Source organism: Oligoflexus sp., from assembly GCF_035712445.1.
GTDB lineage: Bacteria > Bdellovibrionota_B > Oligoflexia > Oligoflexales > Oligoflexaceae > Oligoflexus.
The window spans coordinates 26347-43419 of the sequence record NZ_DASTAT010000014.1 but is presented as its reverse complement, the minus strand read 5'-3'; the positions used below and the strand labels follow the sequence as shown (position 1 = coordinate 43419).

The 17073-nt window shown below is 55.2% G+C and carries 17 protein-coding genes; 12 read left to right on the top strand and 5 right to left on the bottom strand.

Features of this window, described 5'->3' with window-relative positions; all coding sequences use genetic code 11:
- Positions 1–20 precede the first annotated feature (20 nt).
- Positions 21–986 carry a DUF3187 family protein gene (locus VFO10_RS02265; RefSeq protein WP_325137104.1) on the bottom strand — a complete coding sequence of 322 codons (966 nt, stop codon included), beginning with the start codon at positions 984–986 and terminating at the stop codon, positions 21–23.
- Complete coding sequence (locus tag VFO10_RS02260; protein WP_325137046.1) at positions 976–2427, bottom strand: ABC1 kinase family protein; 1452 nt, start codon at positions 2425–2427, stop codon at positions 976–978. The genes VFO10_RS02265 and VFO10_RS02260 overlap by 11 nt, the downstream gene beginning before the upstream one ends.
- A 175-nt stretch (positions 2428–2602) precedes the next feature.
- Between VFO10_RS02260 and VFO10_RS02255 the strand changes: the two genes are divergently transcribed.
- From VFO10_RS02255 to VFO10_RS02200, 12 genes are all read left to right on the top strand, one after another.
- Positions 2603–3382: an AMP nucleosidase gene (locus tag VFO10_RS02255; protein ID WP_325137045.1), complete on the top strand. Its 780-nt coding sequence runs from the start codon at positions 2603–2605 to the stop codon at positions 3380–3382.
- 24 nt (positions 3383–3406) lie between these two features.
- Positions 3407–4135, top strand: a complete 729-nt coding sequence (locus VFO10_RS02250; protein WP_325137044.1) for a YebC/PmpR family DNA-binding transcriptional regulator — start codon at positions 3407–3409, stop codon at positions 4133–4135.
- Positions 4136–4145: 10 nt separating this feature from the next.
- Positions 4146–5318 (top strand): POTRA domain-containing protein, encoded by a 1173-nt coding sequence (locus VFO10_RS02245; protein WP_325137043.1) that lies wholly within the window; start codon positions 4146–4148, stop codon positions 5316–5318.
- Positions 5315–5905, top strand: coding sequence for a hypothetical protein (locus VFO10_RS02240; RefSeq protein ID WP_325137042.1), 591 nt, complete (start codon positions 5315–5317; stop codon positions 5903–5905). Before VFO10_RS02245 ends, VFO10_RS02240 begins: the two co-directional genes overlap by 4 nt.
- Entirely contained in the window at positions 5898–7385 is a 1488-nt protein-coding gene (locus VFO10_RS02235; RefSeq protein WP_325137041.1) for a sensor histidine kinase, read from the top strand. Before VFO10_RS02240 ends, VFO10_RS02235 begins: the two co-directional genes overlap by 8 nt.
- Complete coding sequence (locus tag VFO10_RS02230; RefSeq protein ID WP_325137040.1) at positions 7382–8905, top strand: sigma-54 dependent transcriptional regulator; 1524 nt, start codon at positions 7382–7384, stop codon at positions 8903–8905. Before VFO10_RS02235 ends, VFO10_RS02230 begins: the two co-directional genes overlap by 4 nt.
- Positions 8906–9040: 135 nt before the next feature.
- On the top strand, positions 9041–9952 hold the full coding sequence (locus VFO10_RS02225) for a hypothetical protein (protein WP_325137039.1): 912 nt from the start codon (positions 9041–9043) through the stop codon (positions 9950–9952).
- On the top strand, positions 9949–10653 hold the full coding sequence (locus tag VFO10_RS02220; RefSeq protein ID WP_325137038.1) for an RNA methyltransferase: 705 nt from the start codon (positions 9949–9951) through the stop codon (positions 10651–10653). Before VFO10_RS02225 ends, VFO10_RS02220 begins: the two co-directional genes overlap by 4 nt.
- Positions 10654–10842: 189 nt before the next feature.
- Positions 10843–11529, top strand: coding sequence for a hypothetical protein (locus VFO10_RS02215; RefSeq protein WP_325137037.1), 687 nt, complete (start codon positions 10843–10845; stop codon positions 11527–11529).
- A gap of 11 nt (positions 11530–11540) precedes the next feature.
- Entirely contained in the window at positions 11541–13127 is a 1587-nt protein-coding gene (locus VFO10_RS02210; protein ID WP_325137036.1) for an acyl-CoA carboxylase subunit beta, read from the top strand.
- A gap of 12 nt (positions 13128–13139) precedes the next feature.
- Positions 13140–14648 (top strand): acetyl-CoA carboxylase biotin carboxylase subunit, encoded by a 1509-nt coding sequence (locus VFO10_RS02205; RefSeq protein ID WP_325137035.1) that lies wholly within the window; start codon positions 13140–13142, stop codon positions 14646–14648.
- 14 nt (positions 14649–14662) lie between these two features.
- Entirely contained in the window at positions 14663–15217 is a 555-nt protein-coding gene (locus tag VFO10_RS02200; protein ID WP_325137034.1) for an acetyl-CoA carboxylase biotin carboxyl carrier protein subunit, read from the top strand.
- A gap of 69 nt (positions 15218–15286) precedes the next feature.
- On the opposite strand, the gene VFO10_RS02195 is transcribed toward VFO10_RS02200, so the two are convergent.
- From VFO10_RS02195 to VFO10_RS02185, 3 genes are read right to left on the bottom strand one after another with little or no spacing between them, the layout of a single operon-like run.
- Entirely contained in the window at positions 15287–16243 is a 957-nt protein-coding gene (locus tag VFO10_RS02195) for a HipA domain-containing protein (protein WP_325137033.1), read from the bottom strand.
- Entirely contained in the window at positions 16240–16578 is a 339-nt protein-coding gene (locus VFO10_RS02190; RefSeq protein ID WP_325137032.1) for a HipA N-terminal domain-containing protein, read from the bottom strand. The genes VFO10_RS02195 and VFO10_RS02190 overlap by 4 nt, the downstream gene beginning before the upstream one ends.
- On the bottom strand, positions 16575–16859 hold the full coding sequence (locus VFO10_RS02185; protein ID WP_325137031.1) for a helix-turn-helix domain-containing protein: 285 nt from the start codon (positions 16857–16859) through the stop codon (positions 16575–16577). Before VFO10_RS02185 ends, VFO10_RS02190 begins: the two co-directional genes overlap by 4 nt.
- Positions 16860–17073 lie beyond the last annotated feature (214 nt).

Below are 17073 nucleotides of genomic sequence, written 5' to 3'. Positions count from 1 at the left end.
GGTTTATGCGGAACAGATCCTTAGTTCACGGGTGCATGCAGCCCGAGACTGAAACCCCAGTCCGGGCTGTTATAAAGCCAGAAAATATTCTCGATCACCGCCGCCTCCAGCGTCACAGCCTCAAAGCGATAGCGATAGCCGAGCTGCCATTCATATGAGTTACGGCTGAGCTGACCCAGATCGCGAAAGACCGGCTGATTATTCATGAATTGAAAAATAAGCTCCTGCGTTTCTGGCAGCGGATAAATCAGGCCCAAGGCAAAGCCGCGATTTTCTGAACGCGTGCCGACGCGCACATCCTTACGCTTATCAAAGAATAGCTGCCGCAAATTGGCAAAGTATCTGAAGATCGAGCTGGGATAGAGCGCGCTCAGAATGAGGCCGCGATCCACCGAACCCGCGGAATAGGGGGAAAAGCTTGCCATTTCGTAGGCGGCGAGAACCGTCGCGGTCAGGTCCCAGCCGTGCCGCGCCGCTGTGAGAAACGCGTAGCTCAGATCGAAAGTCGCCTGTTCGCTGAAGGTGCGATCGAGGTTGTCGCGATTATACTGAAGATTGTAGTCGGGAATGACAAAGCGCGTGTGATGCTTGCCGGTCTGCAGGCGACCGTCCTGGCCGATGCGGAAAAGATCATGAAAGCTGATGGCGATCTGATCGGTGTCGGCCTGCACGAAGCGACGGGAAGAGAAGCCAAAAGCCGCCTGAAGGTTCGCCCCCAGGCCGATGGCAAAGCGCGCCTGATCGTCGACGATTTCGCCGTCCACCACGTAGCGTTTATCACGCGCCCAAAGGTTGGCATAGGTGCGCGAGGCGGCGAAGTCGATGCGGCCTGCGGGCAAAAGTTCGGGATTCTGCAGCGGTGGATTCAGTCGGAAGAGTTGACCAACCGCTTCGGAGCGGGTGAGCAGCGGCCCCTCGCCAGCGCGAACCGGGCTGGCAAGAAGGATCATCAGCAGAAAAAAAGCGGCGTGATCGTCACGATGCATTGGCAAATATTTTTTTCACCAGATGGGGCAGTCGGCGACCCATGCCGATCACCTCTTTGAGGTTGGGACGGGCGGCCCGCAGAAGCACAGGCCCTGCGGCCCTCGCAAACGAGACTTCAGGGTCGATGCCGCGCGCCAGTCCTTCGATCGTCAGAAGACTCTTGGCCATCATCAAAAGCCCATCGGGCACGGGAATCCCAAGATTCTCCGAACCGCGCAGCGCGGCCTCCAGCAGTTCTTCCATCGAAGCCTGCGTGCCCGCGGCTTTGTGCTCCTGAATCAGAGTCGAGACTTTGCGCAGCTCGGCTTCGACTTCGGCCCGGCTGCACTGCACATCGTGCTCTTCGCCGATACTGATCAGAACATCGACGAGCCTTTGCATATCAGCCATCAGAAGGGCCTTCAGAATACCGGAAATATGCCGACGATCCGTGTCGCGCAGCTCGCCGGTCAAACCCCAATCGAAGAGTCCAACCGAGCCGTCTTCAAGCAGCATAAGGTTACCGGCATGAGGATCGGCATGGAAAAGACCGATCTCGAAAACCTGCACCAAAAGTTCCTGCAGAAGACGGCGCGCGAGTTTTTTGCGCTGCTCAGCGTTCAGAGTCACGCGACCTTCCACGACATCGACCAGGGACGAACCGCGGAAGCGTTCCATCACCATGACGTTCGGCGTGCAGAAACGATCGAAGGTGTTCGGTAGGCGCAAAACCTGCTGCTTTTTCGCATCGAGACGTTCCCGCATGCGATCGAGATTTTTCTTTTCAAGATCAAGCTGCACCTCACGGCGCAGGCTTTTGATCAAATCCTGAAGTTCACGTATGGTTTTGGCACCGACCGACGTCAGCTTCAAAGGCGAGGTCAGCGTCACGATCTGCTCAAGGGCCTGGAGAGTTTCTTCCAGACGACGGCGTGATTCGGGTTTGATGACTTTGATCACCCATTCACGGCCCTCTTCATCCGTGGCCGCGTGGACCTGGGCCATGGATGCGACACCGAGCGGATAGGGTTCGACGACAAATTCCTGAGCCCAATCCGGAATCTCGGTATCCAGAATGGCTTCCACAGTTTCAAAAGGAATGGCCGGCCATGCACCATAGAGCCGGGTCAGCTGCATCTTCTGTGCAAGCTCCTGACCCTCTTCATCGAGACGGCTCAGGGCAATCTGACCCAATTTGCCATAGACAGGACCCAGCCCATCGAGGCACGAAAGGGCCACATCACCAACGAGTTCCAGGATGCGTTTTTCGGACCAGATCGGATCTATGCCGGGTTCTTTCAGGAAAGCCCTGGAGACCCGCAGCGGCAAGGCAATGCCGCCAGAGTATAGTAACTTCTTGTAAAGACATGAAATTTCACGAGCCAACGCCAGATGTTCACTCGGCCCACCAAAGGGAAAAGATCGCGAACCCTTGGAAGACTTGGCAGCATTTGTTTTCACAAAGACTCCTCATATCGAGTCGGCACACAGAGCAGCTGAGACTGCGGCTGGCTCTTAAACTTGCTGTTTTCTCAGCATTGATTTCAAGAATATAATAGCACATAAGCCCCGGCACTGGTCACGGGATCAAAATTTCCCAGGACACGGCGCCTCATAAGGAAAGGGATTCTACCTGATGGCACTTCGCACCAAACAGGACATCGTTGGCAATTGGCTCCCCCGCTACACTGGAACGGCTTTGGAAGAGTTTGGCAAGTACATCCTGCTGACGAACTTTTCTGATTATGTTCGGCGGTTTTCGGCTCGTTTTAATCAACCCATCAAAGGACTGGATCGGCCGATGCAGACCTGTTCCGATGGGAAAAACCTCACCATGATCAACTTCGGCATCGGCTCGGCCAATGCCGCCACCGTCATGGACCTTCTGAGCGCCATCAAACCCAAGGGCGTTCTTTTCCTAGGGAAATGCGGCGGTCTGAAAGATACCACCGAAATCGGACATTTCATTCTGCCCATCGCCGCGATCCGGGGCGAGGGCACATCCGACGATTACCTGCCCAAAGAAATCCCGGCCATGCCTTCCTTCAAACTGCATAAGTTCGTGTCGGAAAAAATCGTCGAAGCTGGTCTCGATTATCGAACAGGCGTGATCTACACAACCAACCGCCGGGTATGGGAGCACGACGACGATTTCAAACACAGGCTGCAAAAACTCCGGGCCATCGGCATCGACATGGAAACGGCCACCATCTTTGCCTGCGGCATTGCCAATGAAATCTCGCGCGGCGCTTTGCTTTTGGTATCCGACGTACCCATGACTCCGGAAGGGGTGAAGACCGAAGAAAGCGATCGTAAGGTCAGCGGACAATTTGTTGACCTTCATATCGACATTGGCATAAAAGCAATGACCGATATCGAAGGAAAGGGCGAGAAGATCAAACACTTCCGCTATTGAGTCGGGCAGGAGGACAAGACTAAGATGGCAGGCCATAGTAAGTGGAAAAATATCCAGCATCGAAAGGGCGCTCAGGACGCCAAACGCGGGAAAATCTTCACAAAGCTGGCCAAGGAAATTACGGTGGCGGCCCGTTTGGGTGGTGGTGATCTGGAAAGCAACGCGCGCCTGCGCACAGTTGTCGTGAAAGCCCGCTCGAACAGTATGCCCCGTGACAATATTGAACGCGCCATTAAAAAAGGAACCGGAGAACTCGAAGCCGAACAGTACGTGGAAAAGGTTTACGAGGGTTACGGTCCAGGTGGCGTAGCTGTCATGGTTGAATGTCTGACTGATAATATCAACCGTACCGTGGCCGACGTGCGCCACGCCTTTACCAAATTCGGTGGCAACCTCGGCACCGAAGGTTCTGTCGCTTACCAGTTCCATAAGAAAGGAACGATCGTTTATCAGCGCGGCAAGGTCAAAGACTTTGACAGGCTCTTTGAAGTCGCTCTGGAAGCGGGTGCGGAGGATGTGAAAGAAGACGAGGATGCGGTCGAAGTCATCTGCGCGCCGGACGCTTTCAATGCCTTGAAAGAGACCCTCGATAAGATGGGACTGGAAGCGGACGTCGCGGACATCATGCGCGTACCGGAAAACTATACGGCGCTGGATAGTGACAAGGCCCTGTCGATGCAAAAGCTGATCGACTGGCTGGAAGACAATGATGACGTTCAGAACGTCTATCACAACGCCGAGATGCCCGAATAAGGTAGCCTCCATGCTCAAAGCCTTGTGCGTCCTGATCCTGCCGGGATTTTTGGCTGGATCCGGTCTGGCGGCGGAACGCCGTCTTTTACTCGAGAACGTGGATGTCACAGGCAGCCAGAGACTTCCGACGGCTTTTTTGGAGCGCGAGCTGCATCTGACGCCCGGTGTTTCGGTCACCGAAGAGGAATTGACCGCCGATCGCAATCGCCTCCTGGGCACCGGACTTTTTCAATCCGTCCAGTTTTTCCTTTCCAAAGGCCAGAATCCTGGCGAGGCCCGTCTGAAAATCGAACTCGTCGATGACCCCGGCGTCTTCGGCACCTGGGCCTGGGGCGGATCCTTGGGTTTGACCCAGGATGAAGGGGCCTCGGATCAGTTCAGCGGCGAATTCAATCCTTTGAGCGCCCGCGCGCAGATCATCAGCCGCAATCTTTTTAATTCCCTGCATCGCGCCTCGGCCGCCGTCGATTACGATGGCCAGGGAATCATGCGCGGCTTTCACGTCGCTTACGGTTTCCCTCGTTTTTCAAAGGAAAGCGTGCAGTTCGATGCGCGCATGGAAGCCGCTGATGCGCAGGCGCGGTACCTCGATATCCTCGGTTTCGGCGCGCGCGGCCAGGCCTACTGGACCTTTGATCAGGACAATGGCACGCGGCTGCAGTATGGTCTCGCGATTTACATGAACAATCGCGGGGAGCGTTTTTCGCTACCCGGTTTTCCGCGCACTTTGATCGGACCCAAAGTCGGCCTTTATCGGGAAAATCGACTTTTGAGCTTCCGCCCGAGCGAGGGTTATGCCTATGGGGCCTCGGTGATTCTGAACAGCCAGGGCTTTCATAAAATGGGCTACGAGCTGGAAGGCGCGGTGACCGAAGGGCTTTGGGGTCAGTCGATGCTCACCGCGCAGGTGCAGGGTCTGAGCGTAGGCTTTGAATCGTTGAGCTATCGCGGATCGCTCCGCTGGGAACAGCCGCTGCCCATTCTGGATGAGGCCTCGGATCCTGGCATCTATCTGCAGTTCACGCATGGCGCGGATCATTACAAGGACTACCGTTATGAAGGTCGCGAGGCTCGGCTTGGCCTGCGTTTTCATAGCGCCGGGCTGATCGCGGATATCGCGCTGGCCTTCCGCACCCTCCCGGAAAGCATGAAGGATGTGCTGGAACAGGAGTGGGAGCCATGATGCGCATTCTCGCTCTTTGGCTTTTTCTGGTCTCGGGCTCGGCCTGGGCGGATATCAAAGCCCATTGGGAAAGCAGCAAGGATCGACAGAGCCTTCGCATCAACCTTGCCGAGTCCTTGACCGAGCAGCAGAAAAAGCTCCTTTATTCCGGCTTTTCCACCTTCAGCCATCTTGAAGTCCGCTGGATCGACAATGATGTGCGGCGCACTCTGGTTTTCATTTCTGAATGCACGATCAAGTTCGATCTTTGGGAAGAAAAATTCGCGCTCCTGCATTTTCTGGAACTCCGTAAGGAAAATTCCTTGAAGAGTTTTCAGCAGTACACCGACCTTTGCCTGCAGGCCGACATCAGCAGTCAAAGCAATATCGCGCAGATCGCGAGCCGGGGCGCGCGGCTGGACGTGCGTCTGGATATTTCCCAGGTTTCGAATGAATTCGCCCAGGATGTCCGCAGCTGGCTCATCCAGCAGCAGTCGGGTGTGATGCGCGGACTTTTTTCGCACATGCTCGGTGATCTGAAGTTAAGCGAGAGTACGCAGACCGTCCTGGTCGTACCGCCTCTTGTCAAAGGAGCCGACCGTGGCTGAACGCAAGGCTTTGCACCTGGCCTGGTATCAGACGACCGTGGTTCGCGCGGCGGCTCTTGCCATTCTGATTATTCTCGGCGGCTATGTGAGCGGCCTGAATAGCATTCGCCAGGCGCTCCATAGCCTTGCGGACATGGCCTATGATGAGGACCTGGATCAGGCCCTCGGCGATTACATGGATTCCCTGAAAGAGCTGGACACATCGAAGCGGCAAACGCTTCTTCTGGAGATGAAGGCCATCATCGACGAGGAACCTATCGGCCGCTTCAATGAAGCGCGCATTCGTGATCTTCTGATGAAGGCGAACATCAATAGCCTCGCGCCGATTGATGGCATCAAGATCGAACTCCTGCGGGAAAAAATCGAAGGACCGGAACTGGCCTGGCTTACGCGCACGGAACTGCGCGTCGGACGTTACATGGTCTCGGTGCCGGTGAGTGAGGTGCGGCAAAGGTTTGAACTCGTGCAGCAGGTGAAGCAGAAGTACGAGCTGATTGAAGCGACCTGGGACAAGGAAATCGCGCCGAGTCTTCTCCTTACCAACGGACTGATCCTGATCGGAGCCTTCTCCTTGGTCGGACTCGTCCTCGTCTGGCTCGTGCGCCGCTACGTGCGGAACGTGCAGGAAGTTCTGCGCGGGTTTCGCCGCTGGTCGGAAGAGGACCCGGGCTTTCGCCTGCCAGGCAATCTTAAAGGTGAAATGGGCATGATCGCCGTTCAGTTCAACACCATGGCCGATGAAGTGGAACTCAACCGGCGCAAGACGCTTTATCTGGAAAAACTCGCGTCCTGGCAGACGATGGCCCGGAAGCTGGCGCATGAAATCAAAAATCCTCTGACACCGATCCAAATGATGGTCAATCAGCTGCAGCGCAAATACAAGGGCGAGGACGAGGCCTTTCAAACACTGTTGGATGAAGCCACCAAGATCATTCATGAGGAAGTGAATGCACTCCGCCGCATGGTGGATCACTTTTCGCAGTTTGCCCGCCTGCCGGATCCCACCTGGGAAGAGGCCGACCTTTTAAGTCTTTGCCAAAAGCTTTTGGAGCTGGAAAAGGCGGCCTTTCCGGAACATGACCTGGTTTTGGAAACAAAGCTTGCCTCGGCTCCGATCATGATGGATAGTCAGCTTATGAAGCAGGTCATCATGAATCTGATTAAAAATGCCGCGGAAGCGAGCATCGGTCGCAAGGCGCACATCGCGGTTCAGCTGGAAAAGACCGCGCGGCATTATATCGTCAATGTGGTCGACGATGGCCCCGGGATTCGCGAAGAGGATCTGGGCCGCATCTTTGAAGCTTACTACACCACCAAGCATACCGGCCCGAGTCCCGGCATGGGCCTGGGTCTGGCCATCTGTAAGAAAATCGTGATGGACCATCAGGGTGAACTGACCGTCACGAGCCAGCCGGGTCACACCGTATTCCGCATTCAATTACCCAGCGAACATCATCATACCGAGGTTCTTTCATCATGAGTGAGACTGTCACGAGCAAGGATATTATCCGCGGCAAACGAGTCCTGGTCGTCGATGATCATCGCAATATCCGTCTGGCCCTGCGCCTCGCGCTGACCGAAGAAGGCGCGAACATCGTCGAGGCCGAAACCTATGCGCAGGCCTTGATTCAGGTGGGAAAGATCGGCCCCTCGAATCCGCCGCCCTTCGATGCGATCCTGCTCGACATCCGCCTGCCCGATGGCAGCGGCCTCGATTTTCTGAAGCTTTTGAGTCATCACGGCTTTGCCTCGCGGGTCATCATGATCTCGGGCGAAGGCACGGTGAAGGAGGCTTACCAGGCCACGCAGATGGGGGCTTTTGACTTCATCGAAAAGCCCTTCACGCCCGAACGCATCCTCGTCAGTCTGAGCCGTTGCCTCGACTTTCATAAGATTCAGGCCGCGCATCAGAAACTTTCGCAGGAAGTTCTGCGCGGGCAGGAAATCCTGGGCGCGTGCGAACCCATCGTGCAGCTGCGGAAGATGATCAGCAAGGTCGCGAATACCAATAGCCGCGTCCTGGTCCTGGGTGAAAGCGGAACCGGCAAGGAGCTGATTGCCAAGAGTCTTCATCGGCAATCCGAGCGCCGTGATCAGCCTTTGGTGAAGGTGAACTGCGCCGCGATCCCCCAGAACCTGGTCGAAAGTGAACTCTTCGGTCATGAGAAAGGCGCTTTTACCGGCGCGATTCGCACGAAAAAAGGGCTTTTTGAACAGGCCGACAGTGGCACCCTGTTTCTGGATGAAATCGGTGAGCTGGATCTGAACGTGCAGGCCAAACTTCTGCGCGTTCTGCAGAGCGGCGAGATCAGCCGCGTCGGTGGCGAAAAAATTATTGAGGTCGACGTGCGTTTGATCGCGGCCACCCACCGCGATCTGGAAGGCATGATTGAATCCGGCACCTTCCGCGAAGATCTTTACTATCGCTTGAATGTGGTGACGCTGAAATCACCGCCTCTCAGGGAACGCGGCGAGGATATCCGACTCCTGGCCCAGCACTTTTTGGAAGCCGCCTGCGAGGAGCATTCGATCGGTTCCCGCGTGCTCGGTCCCAAGGCCATGGAGCAGATCTGCGCCTATCATTGGCCGGGCAACATTCGCGAATTGAAAAACGTCCTCGAACGCGTCGTGATCCTGAGCGAAAGCGAGGAGATCGAGGACATCCCCGATCTTGCGGCGAGGCTGCGTGGAACGAAGGCCAAAGCGGAAGGCAGCCCGAGCCAGCCGCCGCCGAGCCCCCGGACCGAAACGGTCGAAACTGCGTCCGAAGAAGCCGCGAGCGCCACCAATGGCGGCAAAGAAAGTTTTGCCTACGAAACCGCGATCGTGCCCTGGGAAGAACTGCACCAGAGCCTCGGCCGGAGTTATATCCGTTTCATCCTGGGCCGTGCCAAAGGGAATGTCAGCGAAGCGGCGCGGGTCCTCTGTTTGGAGCGGGCTTACCTGCACCGGCTTATGAAAAAATATGGCATTCAAAGGGATGTCATTGTGAGCGACTAGGACCAGCCGGCACTGAAGCCTCGGAGTCTCGGGGCCCTGGCCCTGACAGGTCAAAGAAGCAAGCATCGCTTGTGTTTCCAGCTCAAATTACGTAAAGCTGGAGATTATTTTGTCGATATATGAGGTTAATCAGTAATGACAGAACTTCCTTTGACCCTTGCACTGATCTTTGCTTTCGCCTGTCTGGGCTTCGCCTTTTTCAGCCGCAATCGTCTGGCGCAAAGCCAGGCCGTGCTCGCGGATGCATCAAGTCGCCTGGAAGCGGTGAGCAAGCAGAACAAGCAGCTGGAGCAGGGGCTCCGCAATGCTCAGGACAACGCCGACAAATATCGGCAACAGTCAGCCCAGTCTGACAAACAGGTGGATGATCTGAAACAGAAGCTTTCGGATCGCACGATGGAATGGAACAAGCTGAAGTCCGAGCGCGAAGATGGGCAGAAGCGTTTCCTTCTGCAGCGCGAGCATTTGGACGAGCAGGTGCAGGTCCTGACCCAGCAGCTTGCCGAAGCCATTCGTGAAAAGAAAATGGTGCAGGATGAAAACGCCCGCCTGCAAAAAGAAGGTGATGAGAAATCGCGTCAGGCCATGGAGATTCTGCGGCAGCAGGTTCGTGAAGCCAATCAGCAGACGCAGCAGGTGCGCAAGGAAAAGCAGCAGCTCGAAGCGCAGTTGGCTCGGGCCAAAGACGAAACTCCGCGCGTGAAGCCGGAAGAACTTCTGCGTTACAAACAGAAAGTCATGCGCCTGGAGCAGCTCTACGGCAGCATGCGCGGACTGCGTGAGCTGGCCGAGGAACGCAATAAGAACTGGGAAACGGCTCTGCGTTATTTCGCGGGTCATATCCTTCAAAAGCCTTTGGATGCCGAACTGCAAACCCAAAGCATCGGTCGCCTGGTCGGTGAGGCCCTGGAAAAAATCGGGGCGAGTCTTGTGATTGAAACAAGGGCTGAAGCAGCAGCAGCGGAAGCAGCGGCTGTGGCGGCTGCGGCCGATCACAATTCAATAGCAGCGCCGGTGCGTACAGCGGAAACTGCCACCCAACCATGAGTGTTTGGCGCAACAACTTTGATGAAGCACACTATCCTTCTGACGCCTGGGAGCTCCTGAGTCCCAGGCTCAGTCCCGTTCGTCGCGAGCGCATGCAGCAGGTCGCGAGTCAGCGCACGCGGCATCTGCGCCTTGTTTTGCAGGATGTTTTTGATCCGCACAATGTCGGTGCCTGCCTACGCTCCGCCGAAGCCTTTGGTGTGCTGTGCTGTGACCAGGTCAATCTCTACCAGAAATTTGGCAAGATTTCGACCGTGAGTCGCGGCGCCGATCAGTGGCTCGAAGTGCGGCGCTTCACAGACCTCGATCTTTACATCCAGGGCCTGCGGGCGAAGGGCTTCAAGATCGCTGCGGCTTACCCTCCTGGTGGCACGACCATGCCGCTCCAAGCGCTTCCCCTGGACGCGCCTTTGGCCGTGGTCTTCGGCAATGAACGCGAAGGCCTGCATAAGGCCTGGCAGGACCAGGTGGATTATCGTTTCACCATCCCGATGTATGGGATGGTCGAAAGCTTCAACATTTCGGTCTCCGCGGCTCTGAGTCTGCACACTCTCACGGAGCGTTGCCGCGTGGAACTTCCCGCCGAAAAATATTTGCTGGATGCCGCGGCGCAAAAGCGTCTTCTCGATCAATGGATCTGCCGTCACAGCCATAACCCCGACGACGAGCTGACTCGCCTGCGTGATCAGAGCTCGGGCTGAGAGCTGGCAACGCAGCCTCTGATTCCTTGGACATGGCACCGAAACCGTTCTTTCGCTGGATCCCGGTCCTGGCTTTTGATAAACCTTGTGAAGACAAGTCAAAAGAGGATCACGCGCGAAAGGAAACATGCTTTGAGACGCTGCCTCGCTTTAATCTTCCTGTTCCTTACTTTGTTTCAGACGCAATGCGTGACCCCTGAAAAGGGCGACTACGGCGTACAGGCCGAACAACTCGCCCGCATTCCCGCAAGGATCGCCGTGGTTCCCTGTCGAGCCTGGCCGCAGGGCGCGCGCTTCGTCAATCAGCCGGAGCTCAAGGCTTCCCCCGAAGATCTGAAAGCCCTTTGTGAAAAATTTGATCAGTACGTCCTGCAGGGATTTGATGGCCAGCCTTACATGCGCGGCATCAGCCCGCGTGTGGTGCTCAAACTTCTGGAACAGAGTCAGCAGCCGGATCTCCTCACAAAAATCGACGAGCTGTGGTTCCGTCCCGGTCAGGCCTGCGAGTCATGTCAGCATCCCGCAAGCTATTATCGCGAGGTGATTGCTCCGCGTCCTGACTGGCGCGCCTGGCTCACCAATTTCAGCCGCAGCGCATCGCAATCGGATGCTCTTCTTTTGCCTCTTGTCATCGAAGCGGATAAGGGCACGCTCAATGATCGTGGGCTGCTCTTCAATTTCCGTCGGGCCAGGATTGCTCTTCTTCTGATCGACACCAATAACGGTGAATTGATTTGGATCGGTGGTCGTGAGACAGAATCCCGTCTGCCGAAGGAAAAGGAAGCGCAGGACACGCTGCCTGATCTGGAAGATTTCTATCGCAACCTGTTCATACCCGATCTTTGGCTCGAATTCCCAGGTCGGCAAACCAATTGAAGGATAAACAGATGCTCGATACACCCCCAACGAAAAGGCAAGAGGCCTTTGATCGGCTCAACGCCTTGCGTTCTGAAGCAGCCCAAGGCGGCGGCGAGGATCGCATCAAAGCCCAGCATAAAAAAGGCAAGATGACAGCACGCGAGCGCATTCATCAGCTGCTCGATCCCGGTTCCTTCACCGAACTCGATGCCTTCGTCACGCATGATTGCCAGGACTTCGGCATGGAGCAGAAACGCATTCTAGGGGATGGCGTCATCACCGGCTTTGGAACGGTGGAAGGGCGTCTCGTTTATATCTTCTCCCAGGATTTTACCGTCTTCGGCGGCAGTCTGAGCGCAGCGTTCGCGAAGAAGATCTGTAAGGTCATGGATATGGCCGTGCGGAACGGAGCGCCGGTGATAGGGCTGAACGATTCCGGTGGCGCGCGGATTCAGGAAGGCGTGGCGAGCCTCGGCGGCTATGCGGATATTTTTTATCGGAACGTGCAGGCGTCGGGCGTGGTGCCGCAGCTTTCTTTGATTATGGGCCCCTGTGCGGGTGGGGCGGTTTATTCACCGGCCATTACCGACTTTACCTTGATGGTCGATCAGACGAGCCACATGTTTATCACCGGCCCTGAAGTCATCAAGACCGTGACGGGTGAGGAGGTGACCTTCGAAGAACTCGGCGGCAGCCAGACCCATACCGCGACCAGCGGCGTCGCGGATCTTCGTTCGGCTTCCGAAGGCGATGCCCTGCTCGCGCTTCGGAAAATGCTGAGCTATATGCCTTCCAATAACCTCGATACGGCGCCGTTCCAGGCTCTGGATCAGGATCCGAATACCCAGCGCCGCATCGCGGATGCTCAGAAAAAGCTGCGCGATATCATGCCGGATAACCCGAACCAGCCTTATGATATGCGTGAAGTGGTGCGGACGGTTCTGGATCCGGACAGTTTCTTTGAACTTCGCGAAGAGTATGCTGCCAACATGCTGATCGGCTTTGGTCGCCTCGGCGGTCACGCGGTGGGGATCGTTGCGAATAATCCCAATCATCTGGCCGGCTGTTTGGATATAGATGCCTCGGTGAAGGGCGCGCGTTTTGTGCGTTTCTGCGATGCCTTCAATATCCCGCTTCTGACCTTTGTCGATGTGCCCGGCTTTCTGCCGGGAACCGATCAGGAAAAAGGCGGCATCATTCGCCATGGCGCGAAACTTCTTTATGCCTTCAGTGAAGCGACGGTTCCGCGCCTCACTGTAATTACCCGCAAGGCCTATGGCGGCGCCTATGATGTGATGAACTCCAAGCACATCGGTGCGGATCTGAACCTCGCATGGCCGCAGGCAGAGATCGCGGTGATGGGTCCTGAGGGTGCGTGTAACATCATCTTCCGCAACGAAATCGTGAGCGCGGCGAATCCGAATGAAACGAGAAAGCAGCTGGTGGATTCCTATTCGGCGAAGTTCGCGACGCCTTATGAGGCTGCGGATCGCGCGTATATTGATTGCGTGATCTTTCCCGAGGAAACCCGGCGCTATCTTCTGGATGGCCTGAAAGCGAGCATGAACAAGCGGGTTGAAACGCCCAAGCGCAAGCATGGCAATATCCCTCTTTAAGAGAAAAACGCGATGAAAAAGCCTCTTTTTAACAAAGTCCTGGTTGCCAATCGCGGGGAAATTGCGCTGCGCATCATGCGGACGCTCCGCGATCTGGAAATTCCCAGCGTTGCTATTTATTCGGATGCGGATGCCGGCAGTCTGCACCGCAAATATGCGAATGAAGCCGTTCGTCTGCCCGGTCGCGCCTCGAAGGATACCTATCTGAATGTCGAGGCCATCCTGGAGGCGATTCGGCTGACCGGCGCCGATGCCGTGCATCCGGGTTATGGATTTCTATCCGAGAATGCCGCGTTCTGTGCGGCTGTTACGAAGATGGGCGTGAAGTTCATCGGTCCGTCCGATCATGCGATGCATCTCATGGGCGATAAGGTTCAAGCCAAGGCGATCATGAAAAAGCATAACGTGCCCTGCGTGCCGGGGAGTGATGGTGCCTTGGCCTCCGTGGACGAGCTGCGGGAGCTGGTGAAAAAGATCGGCTATCCCATTATTCTGAAGGCCGCTGCGGGAGGTGGTGGTCGCGGGATGCGCATCGTGCGGAAGGACGAGGAACTGAAAGATTCCTTCGAGGCCTGCAAGCGCGAAGCGATATCCTATTTTGGGGATGATACTGTGTTTGCGGAACGCTATGTGAGCAATCCGCGGCACATTGAAATCCAGGTGCTCTGTGATGGAAAAACGGGTGTGCATCTTTTCGAGCGCGATTGTTCGGTGCAAAGACGCCATCAGAAGCTGATCGAGGAAGCGCCGAGTCGTTTTCTGAATGATGAGCAGCGCCAGCAGCTGGGTGAAATCGCTGTGCGTGCGGCTCTGGCAGCGGATTATGAAGGCGTCGGTACGGTGGAATTCATCTGTGAATCCCCTGATCGCGCCTACTTCATGGAAATGAATACGCGCATCCAGGTCGAGCATCCCGTGACCGAGATGATCACGGGCGTGGACTTGATTCAGGAGCAGATCCGCGTGGCCGCGACCGGCAAACTCCGTCTGAGCCAGGAGGATATTAAAATCCGCGGCTGGTCGATTGAAACGCGGATCAATGCCGAGGATCCCGCCCAGGACTTCATGCCGAATCCAGGGCAGATCACGCATCTGCATCTGCCGGCCGGTCCCGGGATGCGGGTCGATACGCATATTTATGCGGGTTATACGATTCCTTCGGATTATGATTCGATGGTGGCGAAGTTCATCAGCTTCGGTGCCGATCGTGATGAAGCGATTCAGCGTATGCTGCGGGCGCTGTCTGAATTCGAATGCGATGGCGTTCCGACCACTGCGAAATTCCATGAGGTGGTGCTGAAGCATCCGGCCTTTGTTTCCGGTGAGTTTGATACTGGATTCCTGGCTTTGCATCAGAAGGAAATTGATACGGCGTTGAAAGGCGGTCCGGCTGATGAAAAATACAGTCGGCTCTTTACAGCCTTCCAGGCCCAGGTGAAAGCCGACGGTCGCTCTGGAAACGCTGTATCGCTGCCTTCGCAGTGGCAGCTGCGAGCGCGCCATGAATCCTGTCGGCATTAAAGGAAGGAAGTCCTATGAAATGGAGCAGTAAAACGGAAAGCGCCGGCACGGAAGTCACTTTACCTGACGCCATTACTCCCGGCGTCTGGAGTCCCGCGCAGGTCGGCACAGAGTCCATGGAAATATGCTGGGAACCCGGTCTTCGCACACTTTTCGTGCGCGAGTCCGCGAAGCATCCGGAAGTCCCCTTGAAATATCGCGCGGTGAAGAGCCAGCGTTTTCCCGGTGATCTTTTCACCGAGATCCTTTTGGAATACGTCGGCGGCTCCGAAGGCTTCGCCCGTATTCTCCAAGGCGAAGTCGGCATCCAGGTGCCCGGCCTCAACGGTCGCAAGGCCGGCGCCGGCGCCGCGGGTGAAGTCATCCGCTCGCCGATGGTGGGCAAGGTGCTGAAAGTTCATGTCGAGCCCGGTCAGGTGATTGAACGCGGTCACGAGGTCCTTGTGATCGAGGCGATGAAGATGGAGAATAAAATTTTCGCGCGCAGTTCAGGTACAGTGAAGGACGTTCAAATCGCTGCTGGCGCCCAGGTCGTGGTCGGCCAGGTGCTTGTGCAGATCGGGTCCTGACCGAAGACAGTTCGATATCAGGGCAAAACTACGGCTACCTCTGTCGCTCGCTTTGCTTTTGCCCTGGATTCAGGAATCCTTGATTCTACTGAACCGAATACTGATCAAACGCTGGTACTCCTGTTTGATATGTTCAGGAAGGATGCTTTGACGAATGGCGTCCATCAAAACGTCCTGGCTTTCGATAAATTCTTCAAGCCTACCCAGGATCGCTTTCTCCGGGATCATGAGATTTTCCCCAAGAAAAATAAAGTTGGATCTCTTCATTGAAGACTTCTTTCCTTGGACCGATAACGTAAGTTCTTCGGGATCATCCTTTTCACTGATCAAGAGACGCGTAGAGAGCAAATCATAAGCGGGCGAGAGGGTCACCCGGTCGGGTTTATCCGTTATCATGGAAAAATTTTTCATATGCATATCGGCGTTGCCGGTCAAAAAGGAAAAGACTGTAATTTCAAAGTAGCGAAGGGCATCGTCGCCGGGATTGGATGAATAACGCCTTATGACTTTTCCGACTCGTTCCGCAGTGCTTTTGTCTTTGTGTTCAGTCATCATTTCCGAGAGCTGACAAAGATCCTCGACTGCGATTTTCTTTTTCCCTTCACGATCAAATCGCTTCGTGATGTAGGCGAGCTGTCCGTCTTTCATGATTATTAACCCGTGGGGCGCGGTTTTGATCCCGCATTTTTCAGCCAGGTGCATCGTCAGGTGTTCCACCTCGGGCATATGAGGATACTCTGGGGCCGGGGGTTTGAGGATGTGGCTCCCACCAAGGTATCCCACAAGGGTAAGCCGATCTGTGGCTTGCGTGGATAGTGATTCCAGCTGCAAAGACAGTTTTCTCTGAACGCCTGTCATGGCCAGGCGCCTATTGATCAGGGCACCAGCGAGTTCGTCGATATCATTTTGGTCAAGATCGAGAGTAGGTATAACTTTTTTTCCGAATAGCTTTCGAGCACATTGGGGATGGTAGAGTTGATCGACCAAACTCTGGTAACACACCAGGCATTTTTTATAAGGATTCATGGCTGATCCTCATCAGACAGCGGCTGAACATGCACAGCGCCGATACAGTCGCGACATGCTGCCAGCAGCAAACCCATCCGGTCTTTAGGGTTTAATTTCCAGTTCTTTGTACTGAGATCAAGCAACCACCCTTCCGGGATAAGTCCGTCAAAAATTGGAAAGAGGAATTTGGACTCATGGACTTCAGTGTCCAAGGGTAAGGTGAGACTGATGGCCTGAGCGCCGGGCTGCTGCTGGTAAGACTTATCATAAGTGAAGAGATACGTGCCGCTTTCCGTTTCCTGAATGATGCCGGCAAACTTATTTTTGAAGAAGACTCTTGCCTGTCGCGTCATGTCCAATCCTCTTTCTGGATCGGCCGTGGCGCCAGTTCATGCCCAAAGAAAGCCAGAATCTTGTTCACACTATCCATCTTCGCGCTGGCTTTGCCAAGTTCGAGGTCACGAATGAATTTTGTGCTCAATCCACTGCGACGGGCGAGCTGTTCTTGCGTATAGCCAAGTTCTTTCCTTCGCATGCGGACAAATGTGGCGACCGGCCCAGCGGTTTCCAGGATCTCCTCAACTTTTCTTCGAGGCGCTCGCTTCCTGGATTTTATCTCGTTGTTTTTATTCATTTTGGCCTCGTGCAGCATCATTTTTAGCCCCCGACGAGGAGCTATAATGATGGTAACACCTCTTTTATGACCTTGTAAGGGTACAAAATAGATATTTTATATAAGCAGGGGAGTATAAAAATGAAAGTTCCTCATTTTATATCCTTGCAGGTGTATAAAAATAGCGAATGCCTCGCCCTCCCTGACAAAAAAAAGTGCAATATCACTCAACTCA

Coding starts and splice junctions, on each gene's coding strand:
- VFO10_RS02200 (WP_325137034.1), top strand. CDS start 14,663: ATGAAATGGAGCAGTAAAACGGAAAGCGCCGGCACGGAAGTCACTTTA.
- VFO10_RS02265 (WP_325137104.1), bottom strand. CDS start 986: ATGCATCGTGACGATCACGCCGCTTTTTTTCTGCTGATGATCCTTCTT.
- VFO10_RS02190 (WP_325137032.1), bottom strand. CDS start 16,578: ATGACGCGACAGGCAAGAGTCTTCTTCAAAAATAAGTTTGCCGGCATC.
- VFO10_RS02185 (WP_325137031.1), bottom strand. CDS start 16,859: ATGAATAAAAACAACGAGATAAAATCCAGGAAGCGAGCGCCTCGAAGA.
- VFO10_RS02250 (WP_325137044.1), top strand. CDS start 3,407: ATGGCAGGCCATAGTAAGTGGAAAAATATCCAGCATCGAAAGGGCGCT.
- VFO10_RS02240 (WP_325137042.1), top strand. CDS start 5,315: ATGATGCGCATTCTCGCTCTTTGGCTTTTTCTGGTCTCGGGCTCGGCC.
- VFO10_RS02225 (WP_325137039.1), top strand. CDS start 9,041: ATGACAGAACTTCCTTTGACCCTTGCACTGATCTTTGCTTTCGCCTGT.
- VFO10_RS02230 (WP_325137040.1), top strand. CDS start 7,382: ATGAGTGAGACTGTCACGAGCAAGGATATTATCCGCGGCAAACGAGTC.
- VFO10_RS02220 (WP_325137038.1), top strand. CDS start 9,949: ATGAGTGTTTGGCGCAACAACTTTGATGAAGCACACTATCCTTCTGAC.
- VFO10_RS02210 (WP_325137036.1), top strand. CDS start 11,541: ATGCTCGATACACCCCCAACGAAAAGGCAAGAGGCCTTTGATCGGCTC.
- VFO10_RS02245 (WP_325137043.1), top strand. CDS start 4,146: ATGCTCAAAGCCTTGTGCGTCCTGATCCTGCCGGGATTTTTGGCTGGA.
- VFO10_RS02195 (WP_325137033.1), bottom strand. CDS start 16,243: ATGAATCCTTATAAAAAATGCCTGGTGTGTTACCAGAGTTTGGTCGAT.
- VFO10_RS02205 (WP_325137035.1), top strand. CDS start 13,140: ATGAAAAAGCCTCTTTTTAACAAAGTCCTGGTTGCCAATCGCGGGGAA.
- VFO10_RS02255 (WP_325137045.1), top strand. CDS start 2,603: ATGGCACTTCGCACCAAACAGGACATCGTTGGCAATTGGCTCCCCCGC.